General features: G+C 61.3%; 16 protein-coding genes and 1 other RNA gene. 7 read left to right on the top strand and 10 right to left on the bottom strand.

Annotated features, from left to right (window positions below):
• Positions 1-87: 87 nt before the first annotated feature.
• Both cmk and aroA read right to left on the bottom strand, forming a co-directional pair.
• A complete protein-coding gene (gene cmk, locus PWM43_RS03210; protein ID WP_289841109.1) occupies positions 88-726 on the bottom strand; it encodes a (d)CMP kinase in 639 nt (212 codons plus the stop codon).
• Complete coding sequence (gene aroA, locus PWM43_RS03205; protein ID WP_289841108.1) at positions 723-2090, bottom strand: 3-phosphoshikimate 1-carboxyvinyltransferase; 1368 nt, start codon at positions 2088-2090, stop codon at positions 723-725. Before aroA ends, cmk begins: the two co-directional genes overlap by 4 nt.
• Positions 2091-2302: 212 nt before the next feature.
• Here aroA and PWM43_RS03200 point away from each other — a divergent pair, with 212 nt between their 5' ends.
• Both PWM43_RS03200 and PWM43_RS03195 read left to right on the top strand, forming a co-directional pair.
• Positions 2303-2626: a TIGR02300 family protein gene (locus PWM43_RS03200; protein WP_289841107.1), complete on the top strand. Its 324-nt coding sequence runs from the start codon at positions 2303-2305 to the stop codon at positions 2624-2626.
• Positions 2627-2699: 73 nt separating this feature from the next.
• Complete coding sequence (locus PWM43_RS03195; RefSeq protein ID WP_289841106.1) at positions 2700-3182, top strand: hypothetical protein; 483 nt, start codon at positions 2700-2702, stop codon at positions 3180-3182.
• 28 nt (positions 3183-3210) lie between these two features.
• On the opposite strand, the gene PWM43_RS03190 is transcribed toward PWM43_RS03195, so the two are convergent.
• The 7 genes from PWM43_RS03190 to PWM43_RS03160 all read right to left on the bottom strand — a co-directional run bounded on the left by PWM43_RS03190 (position 3211) and on the right by PWM43_RS03160 (position 9243).
• On the bottom strand, positions 3211-3957 hold the full coding sequence (locus PWM43_RS03190; protein ID WP_289841105.1) for an SDR family oxidoreductase: 747 nt from the start codon (positions 3955-3957) through the stop codon (positions 3211-3213).
• Positions 3954-4556 carry a recombination mediator RecR gene (gene recR / locus PWM43_RS03185; RefSeq protein WP_289841104.1) on the bottom strand — a complete coding sequence of 201 codons (603 nt, stop codon included), beginning with the start codon at positions 4554-4556 and terminating at the stop codon, positions 3954-3956. The genes PWM43_RS03190 and recR overlap by 4 nt, the downstream gene beginning before the upstream one ends.
• 10 nt (positions 4557-4566) lie before the next feature.
• Positions 4567-4890 (bottom strand): YbaB/EbfC family nucleoid-associated protein, encoded by a 324-nt coding sequence (locus PWM43_RS03180; RefSeq protein WP_289841103.1) that lies wholly within the window; start codon positions 4888-4890, stop codon positions 4567-4569.
• 13 nt (positions 4891-4903) lie between these two features.
• Entirely contained in the window at positions 4904-6976 is a 2073-nt protein-coding gene (locus PWM43_RS03175; protein WP_289841102.1) for a DNA polymerase III subunit gamma/tau, read from the bottom strand.
• A 34-nt stretch (positions 6977-7010) separates the two neighbouring features.
• Positions 7011-7107, bottom strand: an RNA gene (gene ffs, locus PWM43_RS03170) — signal recognition particle sRNA small type.
• 136 nt (positions 7108-7243) lie between these two features.
• Entirely contained in the window at positions 7244-8050 is an 807-nt protein-coding gene (gene map / locus PWM43_RS03165) for a type I methionyl aminopeptidase (RefSeq protein ID WP_289841101.1), read from the bottom strand.
• A gap of 146 nt (positions 8051-8196) precedes the next feature.
• Entirely contained in the window at positions 8197-9243 is a 1047-nt protein-coding gene (locus tag PWM43_RS03160; protein ID WP_289841167.1) for a D-alanyl-D-alanine carboxypeptidase family protein, read from the bottom strand.
• A 209-nt stretch (positions 9244-9452) separates the two neighbouring features.
• Between PWM43_RS03160 and clpS the strand changes: the two genes are divergently transcribed.
• Together clpS and clpA are read left to right on the top strand one after the other, a co-directional pair.
• Positions 9453-9920, top strand: a complete 468-nt coding sequence (gene clpS, locus PWM43_RS03155) for an ATP-dependent Clp protease adapter ClpS (RefSeq protein ID WP_289841100.1) — start codon at positions 9453-9455, stop codon at positions 9918-9920.
• 172 nt (positions 9921-10092) lie between these two features.
• Positions 10093-12408, top strand: coding sequence for an ATP-dependent Clp protease ATP-binding subunit ClpA (gene clpA, locus PWM43_RS03150; RefSeq protein ID WP_289841099.1), 2316 nt, complete (start codon positions 10093-10095; stop codon positions 12406-12408).
• 55 nt (positions 12409-12463) lie between these two features.
• Here clpA and PWM43_RS03145 read toward each other — a convergent pair whose 3' ends face one another.
• On the bottom strand, positions 12464-12922 hold the full coding sequence (locus PWM43_RS03145) for a hypothetical protein (RefSeq protein ID WP_289841098.1): 459 nt from the start codon (positions 12920-12922) through the stop codon (positions 12464-12466).
• Positions 12923-13456: 534 nt separating this feature from the next.
• On the opposite strand from PWM43_RS03145, the gene PWM43_RS03140 reads away from it, so the two are divergent.
• From PWM43_RS03140 to PWM43_RS03130, 3 genes are all read left to right on the top strand, one after another.
• Positions 13457-14509, top strand: coding sequence for an ABC transporter substrate-binding protein (locus PWM43_RS03140; protein ID WP_289841097.1), 1053 nt, complete (start codon positions 13457-13459; stop codon positions 14507-14509).
• Positions 14510-14570: 61 nt separating this feature from the next.
• The gene (locus tag PWM43_RS03135; protein WP_289841096.1) at positions 14571-15407 is read left to right on the top strand and encodes an ATP-binding cassette domain-containing protein; all 837 of its coding nucleotides are present in this window, start codon (positions 14571-14573) and stop codon (positions 15405-15407) included.
• Positions 15404-16645 (top strand): sugar ABC transporter permease, encoded by a 1242-nt coding sequence (locus tag PWM43_RS03130; RefSeq protein WP_289841095.1) that lies wholly within the window; start codon positions 15404-15406, stop codon positions 16643-16645. Before PWM43_RS03135 ends, PWM43_RS03130 begins: the two co-directional genes overlap by 4 nt.
• Positions 16646-16679 lie beyond the last annotated feature (34 nt).

Genomic DNA, 16679 nt, shown 5'->3' with positions numbered 1-16679 from the left:
CCGCGCTCGGGCGCGTTGACGGGCACAGACACCCGCCTATAGTCCCGTGTCAACTAAAACCGCGCGGAATATCGGATTTTGTGACCGTCAGCCGGCGCGATGCCGTCTGTGGATAATATCCAGAGCGCGATCCAGAACCTGGCGGCTGTCGAAGTCGTCCGTCTCGAGCACCACCGCGTCTTCCGCGCATTTCAGCGGCGATAGCGCGCGATTCGCATCCTTCGTGTCACGCGCCACGATGTCTTCGACAAGACGTTCGAGCGTCGCTCCATCCGGCATCTGACCATCATGCAGCTGAAGATGACGCCGCAACGCCCGGGTCCGTGCGCTCGCCGTGACGAAGAGCTTCACCGTCGCATCCGGGAAGACGACCGTTCCGATATCCCGACCGTCGATAACCGCGCCCGTGGCCACGGCGAAATCCCGCTGGCGCTGAAGAAGAGCGGCGCGCACCCCCGGCTGCGTAGCAACCGCGCTGGCCGCACGATCGATTTCAGGAACACGCAGATCGTCGCGTGCAAGATCAGCGGGTTGAAGAGCCAGAGCCACGGCATCCCCCGCGTCCACCTGCGGGTCCATGCCGCGCAGCAGCATCTGCCGCGCAACCGCCCGATAAAGCAGACCCGTATCGAGATGAGGAAGCCCGAGCGCGCGAGCCAGAGCAGCGGCCAGCGTTCCCTTGCCCGCCGCAGCCGGGCCATCGACCGCGATGATCAACGTCTTCATCCGTTCGTGCTTCCATCATCCGCGATGCCGGCTCCGAGACTGTCCATCAGCGCCACGAAACCCGGGAAACTTGTTTCGATGAAAGCCGTATCGTCGACATAGACCGGTCGATCTCCCGCCAGGCCGAAGACGATCGCACTCATCGCCAGACGATGATCCATCCGCGTCTCGACCGTACCGCCCCCGAGCATCTGACCGTCCGTTCGCCCGGCCACGATCATATCATCACCAGCCACGCGGACCGAAACGCCGTTGGCCTCCAGCAGAGCCACCGTAGCGGCAAGACGATCGCTCTCCTTGACACGAAGCTCTTCCAGTCCCTTGAGGCGGGAAGATCCCTGCGCCATCGCACAGGCGACGGCCAGAACGGGATATTCGTCGATCATGGAGGGCGCGCGTTCAGGCGGAACCTCCACGCCTTTCAGGACGCTCGCGCGGATATGAAGGTCGCCGACCGGCTCGCCCCCTTCGACACGTTCATTCCCGATGACGAGATCGGCCCCCATCTCCCTGAGCGTCAGAAACAGGCCCGTCCGCGAGGCATTGAGCCCCACCCCTTCGATCATGACATCCGACCCCGGCACCAGGAGAGCCGCGACGATCGGGAAAGACGCCGAGGACGGATCGCCCGGAACCACCACGTCTCTGGCTTTGAGAACCGCAGGTCCCCTGAGGGTTATGACACGCCCCTTTTCCGCATTTTCCATCACGGATACAGGAACGCCGAAGTGCCGGAGCATGTTTTCCGTATGGTCTCGCGTCGCGACCGGTTCTTCCACGCGCGTCTCGCCATGGGCGTTCAGACCCGCAAGAAGAACCGCCGACTTTACCTGTGCCGATGCAACCGGCAGACGATAGTTCAGCGGAACGGCGCTCACGCACCCAATCACGGCCATCGGAAGACGTTCGCCGGAGCGGGTCGCGAAAACAGCGCCATTCTGGGCCAGCGGCACGGTCACGCGCCGCATGGGGCGGCTTCGCAGACTGGCATCCCCTGTCATGAAGCTTGTGAACGGCAGACTCGAAAGAATACCGGCAAGCAGCCGCGCGGCCGTCCCCGAATTGCCCATATCCAGCACGTCTTCGGGCTCATGCAGTCCGCGCGCACCGGGACTCGTCACGACCCAGTCGCGCCCGTCACGGGTGATTTCAGCGCCAAGAGCCCGCATGGCTGAAGCCGTGCGAAGGACGTCCTCGCCCTCCAGAAGACCACGGATACGGGTCGTTCCCGCCGCAAGCGATGCGAACATCAGGGCGCGGTGACTAATGGATTTGTCGCCAGGCACGGCAAGCCTGCCCCGCAAAGGGCCAGGCGCACGGTTCACGACGAGAGGACGGATGGACGTTTCGGCGATTCGTTGCATGACCACGTTCATTCCGCGCGGCGCCAGTCAGTGTCAATCACTACACATCGACGATTATCGATAAGGCACTTAAAAGCCGGGGAACGGGGCGATCCGGAGCCGGATTTGGCCGACGATGTTTGACACGGGGCCCGCAAGCTGGCATGGGCGCGTCCCTTACGGCGCATGCCGTTTTTATTCTTACCCCGGTTCAGGATCGACAGGCGAAACTCATGGCACAACCAGAACTCGGCTTGAAACGCGTCTGCGTCTCGTGTGGCGCACGCTTTTACGACTTGAACCGCGTTCCGGCGGTCTGCCCGAAATGCGGCGCTGAACAGCCCAGCGACCTGCTTCGGCCCAAGCGCATCGCGGAAGTCTCTGAAGATCAGTCGAAACCTGCCAAGCCCGACGAGAACGAAGAAGACGTCGACCTCGATACGGACGAGGACGCCGCCGATGACGTGCTGGAAGACAGCGAAGATCTGGACGACGATGACGACGATCTCAGCGCGGATATTGAAGTCTCGACTGACAACGACGATCACGACAACTGATCCTGTGGGAAACGGCCGCGTCACGCGGCCGTTTCTTTATGCAGCACTGCTCCTCATGACATCAGGCTGCCAGATGGATCGTGTATCAGCCTTACGTCAGCAACTGGCCGCGCAACCGAGCGCCACCGCCGTTCTCGATCAACGCTGCATCGCCCTGACCGGCGGGCGAATCCAGAAGATTCATGCCGTCAGGATGTCGGCCTCCGATGCGCCCCACGTTCAGGATCTCGAACAACGCCTCGGTCTTTCCGCTGGAGAATGCGTGCGGGTTCGCCACGTCTCGCTGAACTGCGAAAACATCGTCCTGTCCAATGCCTGGAACTGGTATGTTCCCGTTCGCCTGACATCATCCATGAATGCGGTTCTGGAAAACAGCGACATCCCCTTCGGACGCGCCGTGCATGAACTCGGATTTCGACGAGAGCCCCTGCACACGCAGGAGAAAGATCTCCCCCCAGGCGTGGTCTTTCGAAATCGGGGCGTTCTGCGCCGGGGAGGCGACGATGCGCCCATTGCCTTCGTGATCGAGGATTATACGGCAGCCGCCCTGCCCTGAGACCCCAGGAGCCCCTCACAAATAGCAACTATGCTCGCCAACCCAGATGCTGACCTCCATCCAGGGCCAACATCTGCCCGGTCACCGAGGGCAGGCCGAGCAGCATGAGGGCGGCGCGAACGACTTCCGACGGATCGGCGCCGATGCCGAGCGGCGTCCGCGCGCACATTGCGTCAAACTGCTCCCTTGACTGCCCCGTCGCTGGCAGAACCGGTCCCGGTCCGATCGCATTGACACGAATGCGCGGCGCAAGTGCCAGAGCCATGGTTTGCGTCAAGGTCCATAAGGCAGACTTCGAGACCGTGTAGCTGACGAAATGCGGCGTCAGGTTCCAGACACGCTGGTCCAGCAGATTGATGATGGCGCCCTGCGCATCCTGCGGCAGTTGTCGTGCGAAAGCCTGCATCAGGACGAAAGGCGCGCGCAGGTTCGGTTCGATATGCCGATCCCAGGAGTTCCGCGTCGCATCGCTCCACTCATCGCGTTCGAACACAGATGCATTGTTGACGAGCACGCCGACGGCGCCCAGCGCGGCCGTCGCCCGCCCCAAGAGGGCCGTCACGCTGTCCTCATCGGCGAGGTCGGCTTCGAGAACGCAGCCATGTCCTCCGATCGCGGTCAGCAGCGCTTCAGCATCCGTCCGGCGGCTCCGACAGTGGATCGCCACCGCAAATCCCTCCGCCGCCAGCCCCTCCACCAACGCCCGCCCGATTCTGCGCGCGCCGCCCGTGACCAGTGCGACGCGCGGAATTGCGGCGGGGATCAGGAAACTCATGCGGGCCGGCGCGCCGACAGGGCGGCTGCGAGCGTGCCGTCATCGAGCACGTCGAGCGACCCGCCGATCGGCACGCCATGTCCGACGCGCGTCACCGCGACGCCCGTCGGTGCAAGCCGCTCGTGCAACCAATGGGCTGTCGTAGCCCCTTCCACCGTCGCACCGAGGGCGAGAATGACTTCCCGCACCTCTCCCGACCGGACGCGCTCGAAAAGTGAACGCGTATTGAGATCGTCGGGGCCGCGACCGGATAATGCCGACAATGTGCCTCCCAACACCTGATAGACGCCGCGATGGATCACGGCCCGTTCCAGCGCCCAGAGATCGCCGACGGTCTCCACGACGCATACCAGACCGTGGTCGCGTTGCGGGTCCGCGCAGATCGCGCAGGGATCATGACTATCTAGGGTGCCGCAGACGGAGCATGTGCGCACGTTCCGCGCCGCCGCCTCCATTGCGTGGGCAAGCGGCACAAGTCGCGCCTGTGGTTGCGTCAGCAGCGCCAGCGCGGCCCTGCGCGCCGAACGCGGTCCCATGCCGGGCAGGCGAGACAGCAGACGGACCAGCCGCTCGATATCGCCTCCAGCCGTCAGCGTCATGAAAGAGCCTTCAGAACGGCAGCTTCAGGCCAGCCGGCAGATCAAGTCCACCAGTGACCTTGCGCATTTCCTCGGCCGCCGCGGCCTCGGACTTCACGCGTGCGTCGGCAAAAGCGGCCAGAATCAGGTCCTGAAGCATTTCGACCTCGCCGGGTTCGGCGAGTTTGGGGTCGATCGTGACGGAGCGCATTTCACCTTTGCCGCTCAGGGCAATTTTCACCAGCCCCGCCCCGGACTGTCCCTCGACCGTAAGGTTCGCCAGGCTGGTCTGCACTTCTTCCATGCGAGCCTGCATCTGGGAGGCCTGCTTCATCAATCCAGCAAGATTTTTCACTCTATCGTCTCCATCACGCGCGCCCGGCGAAATCGCCACCGCGCATATCATCTTCGTTCAGAAAATCCGCATCGAGCGGAGAAAATTCAAGGTCGGGCACATCGTCACCCCCACCGAGGGTCACGACTTCATCATGCTCTTCCGGCGGTAAACCGTAGTCGTCCAGGGTCGGATCCCGTGGTTCGCCGACCACCGCGTCCGGAAAAACGGCCAGGATCGCCCTGACGAGCGGCTGGTCACGCACCTCCGCGCGACGCAGCGCAATGATCTCGGCGCCCTGCTCGTCCAGCGTCGGCTCCCCTTCGGCCCGGGAGAGGCTGATCCGGAAAGCGCCCGGAAAAACATTGTCGAGCAGCGCCTGAAGCCGCGCATCGGTGCGTGGCGGGAGATCGTCCTGAAGACGCAATTCCACCTCGGGCGGCGCGAACCGCACAAGATGCGCCCCGCTGCGAAGCAATCCATGCAGCATCGGCTCGCGCATCCTTGAGACAAACGCCGTCATTTCCCGCCACGAACGCGGCGGCGACAGGCGCTCGTCCTCGCCAGCGCCTGTCGTCGCCTCCGCATGAAGAAGCACGACATCACTGGGTCGAGGCTCCCGCAATTCAGGCTCGGGCGTCGGGAAGACATCGCCGGACTCCACGGCCACGCCACCATTGGCGATGAGCCTCAACCGTGCACGAGGCTCGTCGCCCCCCCCGCTGTTGGACGATGACTGTACTGGTGACGACTGGATGGAGGACGTCATCGCGGCACTCATGGCAACCGTCCCGCCGCCGCCGGACGGGCTGGTGGGAGCGCCAGCCTGCGCGGGAGACTGGCTGAGACGACGCACGAGTTGTTCCGGTGTGGGAAGAGTGCTCGCATGGCAGAGTCGGATCAGAATCATCTCCGCCGCGCTCCGCCGGTCCGGCGCCGCCTCGACTTCGGAAATCCCTTTGAGCAGGATCTGCCATGCGCGTCCCAGCGCCGCCACCCCGAGGCTGTCGGCGAAAGCGCCGCCCCGTAATCGCTCCGCTTCCGGCAGTTCCCGACTTTCCCGGAGCGCGGGTATGGCTTTCAACCGCGATACGGTATGGATCAGTTCCAGTAGATCGGTAAGCAGAACCCCGAGATCCGCGCCGCGCGCATAGGCCTGAGCGCTGATTTCAAGGGCGTCCCCGGCCTTTCCGGCCATGACCGTCTCGAACAGATCGAAAACCATGCCGCGGTCCGCAAGCCCGAGCATATCGGCGACAAGCGGCGCTTCGACGGTCCCGTGATGTTCGCCCCCGGCCCCTTCACCCTGAGCAATCGCCTGATCGAGCAGGGAGAGCCCGTCACGAACCGAGCCATCGGCGGCCCGCGCGAGCAGGGACAGCGCGTCATCGGAAAAACGCACGCCTTCCTTTTCGGCGATCTTTCCGAAATGGGCGGCCAGCATATCCTGCGGGACGCGCCTTAGATCGAAGCGCTGGCAGCGTGACAGCACGGTGACCGGAACTTTCCGCAGTTCCGTCGTCGCGAAAATGAACGTGACCTGGGATGGGGGCTCCTCGAGCGTCTTGAGCAACGCATTGAACGCGTTGCGCGACAGCATGTGGACCTCGTCGATGATGAAGACCTTCATGCGCGCCTGCATGGGACGGAAGCGCGTGGCCTCGATAATCTCGCGCACGTCATCGACGCCCGTGCGCGAGGCCGCGTCCATCTCCAGCACGTCAGGGTGACGGTCCGCGAGAATCGCGACGCAGTTCGGGCACACGCCACAGGGATCGGCCGTAGGGCCGCCCTGTCCGTCAGGTCCGACGCAGTTCAGACCGCGGGCAATGATACGCGCGGTCGTGGTTTTGCCAACACCGCGTACGCCCGTGAGCATGAAAGCATGAGCAACCCGACCCAGTTCGAAGGCGCGGCGCAGAATCCGAACCGTCGCGTCCTGACCGATCAGATCGTCGAGCGTGGTAGGACGATATTTCCGGGCCAGAACCCTGTAGGGCACCGTGGCGGGAGACGCCGTCACCGGCGGCGGCGGGCTATCGAAAAAGCCGCCATCCGAAAGCGGAGGAACCGGCAGATCGTCGTCTTCGTGCGAGTGATCGCTCATCTCACGTCAGAGCCGATGACATTGTAAGGGTTCGGTGAGAGACCGGACGCACAACCCGAGCGAAACTCACTGCGGCTGCTTCCTTCCGGACCTGACCGGGTTCGCAAGATGCTCGTCCGTGGCCGATCTCCCGCGGCCCGTAAACACCATTCCACCCATGGATGGCAAGAGGGCAAATCGCCTATCCTTCCGACTTTCGTTCGCAGATACGCGATTCATCATGCATTCCCCGCCGTATCCCTGACCGCATGGCCGCAAAAACCAGCCTCAGGAACCGCCATATGGCGGCTTCGTGTAACCGGCAGGGGAGAGCGTGAAGATTTCACAGCCGCTTTCGGTGACACCGATCATGTGCTCGAACTGCGCCGATAATGAGCGGTCACGCGTCACCGCTGTCCACCCGTCATCCAGGATTTTCACGTCGGAACGACCAATATTCAGCATGGGTTCGATGGTGAACACCATACCCTCGCGCAGAACGACGCCCTGCCCCGGGCGGCCATAATGCAGGACGTTGGGAGCCGAGTGAAACTCTCGACCAATGCCATGTCCGCAGAAATCGCGCACGATGGAAAATCGACGCGCCTCCGCATAACTCTGGATGGCATGGCCGACATCGCCCAGTGTCTTCCCGGGCTTGACCTCGGCGATACCGAGCATCAGGGCTTCATAGGTCGTGTCGACCAGAATCTGCGCCTTTTTGGGCACCTGCCCCACGCAGAACATTCGGGACGTATCGCCATACCAGCCATCCAGAATACTGGTGACATCGATATTGACGATGTCTCCCTCCATGAGTTTCCGCTCACTCGGAATACCATGACAGACGACGTGATTGATCGAAATGCAGCATGACTTGGGATAACCACGATAATTCAGCGGCGCCGGTGTTCCGCCGTTCGTGAGCGTGTATTCATGCACGATAGCGTTGAGTTCGTCCGTTGTGACGCCGGGCAGCACATGGGGGGTCAGCATGTCCAACGTCGCGGCCGCAAGCCTGCCTGCGGCGTGAAGCGAAGCGAAATCGTCCTTTTCATATAGAACAATTCCACGTTCCCCCGTCTCCGCGTCCATCGTCTTCCCTTTCATCCATGCTCAGGGGCGGCATGAACGTCACCCCGGAAATCGCCCGTGCAACATGCGTCTTCACGGCTCCGGGAGCAAGGCCGGATGGACATGCCGCAACGCAAAGACGGGAACGGCGGAATGAAAGACGCGATTCAGCCGCGCCGGTGAGACGGCTTCTTTTTCCGGGTCACGACATGCTTGGCCGAGACGAGGCGCAGATGTGCGACGGTATGGTGGTGGCCATGCGTGACAGGACGAAAGGCACGCCCACCCGTCGGAGCTTCGGCCACCTCCACAGCCGCATCGGGCGCGACGGGGACATGGTGGATGACGCGGCGATGCACCACGCTGTTGCGCGCCATGACCTGCACGAGCGGCGCCATCGGAGCGACGCCTTCATCGGCGAAACCCTTATCGAGAAGGGCCGTCATGATCTGGCTGCGTTGGGGATTGGACCGGGAACCGAGCACGACACCGATCAGTCGAACATTGCCCCGCGCCGCGGAAGTCACCAGATTATGGCCTGCCAGGTCGGTATAACCCGTCTTCAGGCCGTCCGCGCCCGCATAGGTCTTGAGCATCGGGTCATGGTTCGGCACCAGGCGACGATGGAAGTAGAAGGCGGGAACGGAGAAATAGTGGTAGTACTCTGGGAACTCCGCCACCAGATGCTGCGTCAACATCGCAAGATCACGTGCCGTGGTCACCTGCTCGGGGTCCGGCAGACCGGATGCATTGCGGAACGTCGTATTGGACATACCCATGGCGCGCGCCTGTTGCGTCATGATGTTTGCGAATCGAACTTCGTCACCACCACCGAGATATTCACCCAGCGCACAGGCCGCATCGTTGGCGGATTTCGTCACGAGAGCCAGAATGGCCTGTTCGACGGTGAACTGGGTGCCGGGCACGAGACCGAGCTTGGACGGCGCCATAGAGGCGGCATGAATAGATACGGGAATGGCGCTGTCCAGCGTCATCTGACCCGCCTTGAGTGACTTGAATGCGAGATACAGCGTCATCAATTTTGTGAGGGAGGCGGGATAACGCTGAAGATCCGGGTCGCTCTGCGCCAGAACCGTACCCGTATTCGCATCCAGCACCATGGCACTGACATGCCCCACATACTGCGCCTTTGCCGGTCGTGCTTCCGCCACCACGCCGACAGCGAGCCCTGCAAGAGCCAATTTCGCCCACATCTTCCGTCGGGTGGAAGAAAAGCGACGTGTCGGACTATTGTTCACGGAGGCGTCCTCATCGTTGATACGCTGGCTCAGGATAGGCAGAGCCTGAACCTATCGTCCACAAGCTTGTGGCAGAAGTTTGTTAAAAGACTGTAGAGATGCGTCTGACATTCACACCATCAGCCTCTTCCATGCCGAGATGTGACCACCATATAATGATGACCATGCCACAATCCCGCCCATTGCCCATGCCCCACGGTTCGTTCGTCACGCCGCACTGGACGTTCGGCTCCTCGGAGGCGTCCACCCTCGTCGCCGGTCAGAACGGACAGGAAAACGGTCCGGATACCGACGGGCAGGATGGCGGTGGGCAGGATGGCGGTGGGAGCGATGACGAACTGCAGACGAACATCGTGGTTCAGGCACGCCCGAAGACGCGCCGTCCCGCCATGTACAAAGTCCTGATGCTGAACGACGATTACACCCCCATGGAATTCGTGGTCCACGTTCTCGAACGTTTCTTCCAGAAAACCCGGGACGAGGCCACGAACATCATGCTGCACGTCCACAAACGTGGCGTCGGCGTCTGTGGCGTCTTCACCTACGAAGTCGCGGAAAGCAAGGTCACGCAGGTCATGGATCTCGCACGGCAAAACCAGCACCCGCTGCAATGTACGATCGAGAAAACATAGGCCGGGCCGACGTCACGCATGCGACATGCCATCAAAAACTTGCTACCGGCGATCGTTTGACGCTGGCGTCACCCATCATCTCAAGACAAGATACCCTATATTGGGAACAGGCTCGGGTCCGGGACATGACGTCGTCCGACCGGGATCCGAACCGTGGAGAGGAGCGCATATCATGTTGTCTCGCAACCTCGAACAAACGCTCCATCGCGCCCTCACCCTCGCCGGTGAACGCCGCCATGAATATGCTACACTCGAGCACCTGCTGCTGGCACTGACGGAAGATTCCGACGCCGTCACCGTGTTCAAGGCATGCGGGATCGATCTCGACAAGCTGCGCGGCGACCTGACCGAATTCCTCGACAAGGATCTGGCGGGCCTCGCGTCCGACCGTCCGAGCGATCCCAAGCCGACGGCCGCCTTCCAGCGGGTGATCCAGCGCGCCGCCATTCACGTGCAGTCCACGGGCCGGGACGAAGTGACGGGAGCCAATGTGCTCGTGGCCCTTTTCGCAGAGCGCGAAAGCCATGCCGTCTATTATCTCCAGTTGCAGGACATGACGCGCCTCGATGCCGTCAACTTCATCTCTCACGGGATCGCCAAGGCTCCCGACCGCGCCGCCCGTCGCCCTGCGGCTTCCGCGCGCGACACCGGAGAAACCGAGCGTGAGGAACGCGGCAAGACGGCCAAAAACCAGGAAGCGCTCTCGACCTACTGCGTCAACCTCAACACGCGCGCCGAAGAAGGCAAGATCGATCCCCTGATCGGACGCGATCAGGAAATCGAGCGCACCATCCAGATCCTGTGCCGCCGGACCAAGAACAACCCGCTCTATGTGGGTGATCCCGGCGTCGGCAAGACGGCCATCGCCGAAGGGCTGGCGAAAAGGATCGTCGAGGGCGACGTCCCTGAAGTTCTGCTTAAAAGCACGATTTTCTCGCTCGACATGGGCGCCCTTCTCGCCGGGACGCGCTATCGCGGCGATTTCGAGGAACGCCTTAAGGCGGTCGTGACCGAGCTCGACCAGAATCCGGGTGGAATCCTGTTCATCGACGAGATTCACACGGTTATCGGAGCGGGGGCGACGTCCGGCGGCGCGATGGATGCGTCCAACCTGCTGAAGCCCGCGCTTGCGGCCGGGACACTGCGCTGCATCGGATCGACGACCTATAAGGAATATCGCCAGCACTTCGAGAAGGATCGCGCGCTCGTTCGGCGGTTCCAGAAAATCGACGTTCCCGAACCCAATGTCGAGGACGCCGTCAAAATCCTCCGTGGCCTGAAGACCAATTACGAACGCCATCATAAGGTGCGTTATACGGAAGAAGCGATCCGCGCGGCTGTGGAACTATCGGTCAAATACATCCATGACCGGAAGCTGCCCGACAAGGCCATCGACATCATCGATGAGGTCGGCGCGTCACGGATGCTTCTGCCGGAGAACAAGCGCCGCAAGACCGTCACGCTCAAGGACGTCGAGGATATCGTCGCAAAAATCGCGCGTATACCGCCCAAAAGTGTGTCCAGTGACGACCGCGAGGTTCTGAAATCGCTCCCGCGCGATCTGAAGAATATGGTTTTCGGGCAGGATCATGCGATTGATCTGCTGACGGCGGCCATCAAGCTGTCGCGCGCCGGACTGCGCGACGCGGAGAAGCCCATCGGCAACTACCTCTTCTCCGGACCTACGGGTGTCGGCAAGACGGAAGTCGCCAAGCAGCTCGCCTCCTCGCTGGGGATCGAACTGATCCGCTTCGACATGTCTGAATACATGGAGCGGCATTCGATTTCCCGTCTGATTGGCGCGCCTCCGGGCTACGTGGGTTTCGATCAGGGCGGGCTCCTGACCGACGCGATCGACCAGCATCCGCACGCCGTGCTGTTGCTGGACGAGGTCGAGAAAGCGCATCCCGATCTGTACAACGTGCTGCTTCAGGTCATGGATAACGGACGTCTGACGGACCATAACGGCAAAACGGTCGATTTCCGCAACGTGATCCTGATCATGACCACGAATGCGGGCGCGGCGGATCTTAGCAAGGAAGCGGTCGGTTTCGGCCGCACCATCCGCTCGGGTGACGATCAGGATGCCATCAAACGACTGTTCACGCCGGAATTCCGCAATCGTCTCGATGCGATCGTGCCGTTTGCCAACCTGACGCCGGATACGGTGGGTCGGGTCGTGGAGAAGTTCATCCTTCAGCTCGAAGCCCAGCTGGCGGACCGGCATGTCACCATCGAAATCTCGTCAGCCGCGAAGGAATGGCTCGCGGAGAAGGGCTATGATCGCCTGTATGGAGCGCGCCCGCTGGGCCGTGTCATTCAGGAGGAAATCAAGAAGCCTCTGGCTGAAGAACTCCTTTTCGGCCGTCTTGCCAACGGGGGCGCTGTGAAGATCGGCCTCAAACAGGACACGCTTGAATTCGACTTTTTCGAGAATGGAGAAAGCGAGGGCAGCGGCCAACTCAAGCCGGAGACGAGCGACAACTAAAATTTCGCCTGATCGCCGCGAAAAAAGGGCCGCTCCCCATGGAGCGGCCCTTTTTTTATTCGTAGCGCGTGCCGTTCACGACCACATAGCCCGCCATATGCCAGTGACGGCCGGTGCCATGATGGGTCCAGTCGATGCCCTGGCTGCGTGCGCTATCAAAGTAATAGCGCCCCAGAACATCAACCTGATCGCCTTTCTTTACCCAGGGCCAACCCGGCGCATTCATGCGATCAAGATCCGACACGATACGAATTTGCACGCCCTGCCCGACATCCACATAAAAATACCCGTGCATACCGCTGCGCGAATGACGTGCGCGCGAAGTCACGCCGACCACATGACCGCAAATATGCTCCGGCAGATCAACGCGTGTCGGTCCCGACTGAAGAAAGCTCTGCTGATCCGACAGAAAATGAGAATTGTCACAGGTCGCGGGGATATTGTCCTGCGCCTTAACACCCGTCACCGACCCCAAAATACTCGCGCATAAGGCAAGACGCAGTATCGTCTTCATAATCCCCCCTGATCGTCTCTGAAATTCGTGCCCGATGCCTGTCGCACGGTCCGAAGATCAGGACAATCTCGAAGAGATGTCCGTTTTGTCATCCTTTCAGGCGCCCGTCGCGAATTTCTCGCGGCGAGAGAATGCCCGGAACGCCCATGCCCCGTCACGCTTTGTCCGCTACCAGACGAATAGCGATCAAAAGGCCGTCTCGCCCAACCCGTCGGTGGTACGTTCGATGTCGCCGTCTTTCACAGGGCAGTCTTCTCGATCCTTACCACACAACAACATTATAACACGTGCATATGATATTTTTTATCACGACAATGTTTCATGTGTCGGTATTTTCACACATTAAATAACATGCTAAACGTTACGTCATCACGTGAGGAGCGCGATACCGCACCAAGATCTGAGCACGCTTGTGCAACGGCCTTGCGGTGACCGCAGAATGCCTGATCGACCACAGACGCGATCATGGCACGCATCCGCCCCCTTACATGAAGCTGACGTCTGAAGGTTGTGTGAACCGAGGATCACTGGGACATGAAGTCTTTTGCTTACAAGGCCGCACTGGCGACAGTGACGCTGCTACCGCTCATTTCAAGCACTGCGCTCGCGCGAAGCGGCGGCACGGTGGCCTTCCTGATGCCTGACCAGGCTTCGACGCGTTATGAGGAACACGATTTTCCAAGCTTCAAGGCCGCCATGGCCAAGCTGTGCGCAGACTGCAAGGTCATCTACCAGAACGCCAATGGTGACGTCGCGCTCCAGCAGCAGCAGTTCAATTCGGTAATCTCGCAGGGCGCGAAAGTCATTGTCCTCGATCCCGTGGACTCAGCGGCGGCTGGTGGGCTCGTGAACGTCGCCCATTCACGCGGTGCAAAAGTTATCGCCTATGACCGCCCGATCCCCGACACGGCCGCCGATTACTACATCTCGTTTGATAACGAGGGACTTGGGCATGCCATTTCGGCTTCCCTCGTCCAGCACCTTAAAGCCACCAACGTCCCGGCTGGCTCGGGCATTCTCGAGGTCAACGGCTCTCCGACAGATGCGGCCGCCGGCTTGGTCCGAAACGGTGTGCATAAGGCACTCGCGGGCTCTGGCTACAAGACGCTTGCCGAATACGACACCCCCGACTGGGCGCCTCCGAAGGCCCAGCAGTGGACCGGAGGCCAGATCACGCGTTTTGGAAGCGCCATCAAGGGCGTCGTGGCCGGCAATGACGGGACCGCAGGCGGTGTCATCGCCGCGTTCAAGGCCGCCGGCGTCACCCCCATTCCCCCCGTCACGGGGAATGACGCGACGATCGCGGCTCTCCAGCTCATCATCGTAGGAGATCAGTACAACACAATCTCCAAACCCTCCGAACTGGTGGCGACAGCGGCAGCGAAGGTCTCCGAGCAGTTCCTGGACGGACAGAGCCCGGCTGCGAAAACCACACTCTACAACACGCCGTCTGAACTCTTCGTCCCGGCGGTCATCACCGCTGAGAACATCAAAGCCGAGATCTTCGACAAGGGTATCGAGAAACCCGAAACCGTCTGCACCGGAAACTATGCCGACGGCTGCAAGAAGCTCGGCATCATAAAGTAGCATTCACCAGGCTGTGCGGAACGTTTGAGCCGCACAGCCTCTTCACAGTGACAGAAATGCCATGACCAACACAGACGCCACGTCACAAGACCCTGGCACACGGCCCGCGCATGCTCCTATTCTGAGTCTGCGCGGGATTTCCAAATCGTTCGGTGCCGTCTCCGCTCTGACGGATATCGAACTCGACATTCATCCAGGCGAGGTCGTGGCGCTGGTGGGCGATAACGGCGCGGGCAAATCCACGCTCGTCAAGATCCTCGCCGGTGTTCATCAGCCGACAGCGGGAACGATCGAGTTCGACGGCAAGGAAGTCTCCATTGCCAGTCCCGGCGCGGCGTTGGGACTGGGAATCGCCACGGTTTTCCAGGATCTGGCGCTTTGCGAAAATCTGGACGTCGTGGCCAATCTCTTTCTCGGTCACGAACTCTCCGCGTTGCGCCTCGATGAAGTCAGCATGGAGGTGAAGGCCTGGACGCTCCTTCGGGAACTGGCCGCACGCATTCCTTCCGTCCGCGAGCCGATTGCCTCTCTTTCCGGCGGACAGCGACAGACGGTCGCAATCGCGCGCTCCCTGTTGCTGAGCCCGAAGATCATCATGCTTGACGAGCCAACGGCCGCGCTGGGTGTCGCTCAGACGGCCGAAGTTCTCAACCTCATCGAACGTGTGCGGGACCGGGGTCTCGGGGTCATCATGATCAGCCACAACATGGAAGATGTGCGCGCCGTCGCCGACCGTGTCGTCGTTCTCAGACTCGGCCGCAACAACGGGATTTTCACCCCCGACGCCAGCAATCAGGAACTCGTGGCCGCCATCACCGGAGCGACGGAGAATGCCGTCTCGCGCCGCCGGGATCGCAAGGCCGCTCAGCACAGTGCTGTGGAAGAAATCGCGCTATGATCCAGAATTCCCAACCCGCCCTCGACCGTAGCGACGAGCGCGTCCGTCATGACGAAACTCTGTCCGGAGCTTTGAAGGGTTTTCTCGACCGCATACGTTCCGGGGATCTCGGAACCCTGCCGGTCGTCGTGGGCCTGATCGTCATTTCAGCCGTCTTCACCTATCTAAATCCGGTTTTCATCGCGCCTGACAACATCGTCAACATGCTGTTCGACTGCGCGACGGTCGGCGTGATTTCCCTCGGCATCGTCTGCGTCCTCATGCTCGGCGAAATCGACCTTTCGGTCGGCTCCATGAGCGGTTTCGCTTCGGCGATCGTCGGCGTCCTATGGGTCAATCATGGATGGCCCATCGCCGCGGCCATCGCCGTCGCCATTTGTGCGGGCGCGGTGTGCGGAGGCATTTACGCTCTGCTGTTCAACCGTCTCGGCATGCCCAGCTTCATCGCGTCATTGTCCGGCCTGCTCGCCATTCTTGGCATGCAGCTCTACATCCTGGGTCCGACGGGCTCGATCAACCTGCCATATACGTCTCCATTCGTGATGTTCGGGCAGATCCTGATCATGCCAGGCTGGTGCGCCTATATCCTCGCCGTTCTGCCCGGCGCTGTCATGGTGCTGACGGGTATGTCGACACGCACCCGCAGGCTGGCCGCGAACCTCAGCGCACGTCCTTTGACCGCTGTTCTCCTCCGCGCGGGCCTGATGACGATCGGACTTGTTCTAGCGGTCTATTATCTCAGCCTCGGACGCGGCGTCCCCTGGATGTTCGGAATGTTCGTCGGCTTCGTCGTCGTCATGAATTATGCCCTGACGCGGACGAAATGGGGCCGTTCGATGACCGCTATCGGCGGCAACCGTGAAGCGGCACGCCGGGCAGGCATCAATGTGCGGCTGATCTACACATCCGCCTTCGTGCTCTGCTCAACGCTCGCAGCCCTCGGCGGCATCCTGTCCTGCGCGCGCCTCGCGTCATCCAGCCAACAGGCTGGCACCGGAGACGTCAATCTGAATGCCATCGCAGCCGCCGTCATTGGCGGAACGAGCCTTTTCGGCGGACGTGGAAGTGCGTGGTCCGCGCTCCTCGGCATTATCGTCATCCAGGCCATCTCCAATGGCCTGACCCTGCTGAACCTGCCCTCTTCGTTGCGATACATGATTACGGGTGGCGTCCTGGCCATCGCCGTAATCGTGGACTCGCTTGCCCGCCGCTCCCGCGCCAGCCATGGCCGCGCCTGAAAATACTCGAACCGTTTCATACTCAATATTCTTC

The sequence above is a fragment of the Brytella acorum genome, assembly GCF_029309905.1.
Classification (GTDB): Bacteria; Pseudomonadota; Alphaproteobacteria; order Acetobacterales; family Acetobacteraceae; genus Brytella; species Brytella acorum.
This window is presented reverse-complemented; position numbering and strand designations above follow the sequence as displayed.

Excerpts from the sequence above, each read along its gene's own strand:
- recR (WP_289841104.1), bottom strand. The coding sequence starts at position 4,556 with ATGACGCTGACGGCTGGAGGCGATATCGAGCGGCTGGTCCGTCTGCTG.
- clpS (WP_289841100.1), top strand. The coding sequence starts at position 9,453 with ATGCCACAATCCCGCCCATTGCCCATGCCCCACGGTTCGTTCGTCACG.
- PWM43_RS03135 (WP_289841096.1), top strand. The coding sequence starts at position 14,571 with ATGACCAACACAGACGCCACGTCACAAGACCCTGGCACACGGCCCGCG.
- PWM43_RS03130 (WP_289841095.1), top strand. The coding sequence starts at position 15,404 with ATGATCCAGAATTCCCAACCCGCCCTCGACCGTAGCGACGAGCGCGTC.
- PWM43_RS03190 (WP_289841105.1), bottom strand. The coding sequence starts at position 3,957 with ATGAGTTTCCTGATCCCCGCCGCAATTCCGCGCGTCGCACTGGTCACG.
- map (WP_289841101.1), bottom strand. The coding sequence starts at position 8,050 with ATGGACGCGGAGACGGGGGAACGTGGAATTGTTCTATATGAAAAGGAC.
- PWM43_RS03175 (WP_289841102.1), bottom strand. The coding sequence starts at position 6,976 with ATGAGCGATCACTCGCACGAAGACGACGATCTGCCGGTTCCTCCGCTT.
- PWM43_RS03145 (WP_289841098.1), bottom strand. The coding sequence starts at position 12,922 with ATGAAGACGATACTGCGTCTTGCCTTATGCGCGAGTATTTTGGGGTCG.
- PWM43_RS03200 (WP_289841107.1), top strand. The coding sequence starts at position 2,303 with ATGGCACAACCAGAACTCGGCTTGAAACGCGTCTGCGTCTCGTGTGGC.
- cmk (WP_289841109.1), bottom strand. The coding sequence starts at position 726 with ATGAAGACGTTGATCATCGCGGTCGATGGCCCGGCTGCGGCGGGCAAG.
- PWM43_RS03160 (WP_289841167.1), bottom strand. The coding sequence starts at position 9,243 with ATGTGGGCGAAATTGGCTCTTGCAGGGCTCGCTGTCGGCGTGGTGGCG.
- aroA (WP_289841108.1), bottom strand. The coding sequence starts at position 2,090 with ATGCAACGAATCGCCGAAACGTCCATCCGTCCTCTCGTCGTGAACCGT.
- clpA (WP_289841099.1), top strand. The coding sequence starts at position 10,093 with ATGTTGTCTCGCAACCTCGAACAAACGCTCCATCGCGCCCTCACCCTC.
- PWM43_RS03195 (WP_289841106.1), top strand. The coding sequence starts at position 2,700 with ATGGATCGTGTATCAGCCTTACGTCAGCAACTGGCCGCGCAACCGAGC.
- PWM43_RS03140 (WP_289841097.1), top strand. The coding sequence starts at position 13,457 with ATGAAGTCTTTTGCTTACAAGGCCGCACTGGCGACAGTGACGCTGCTA.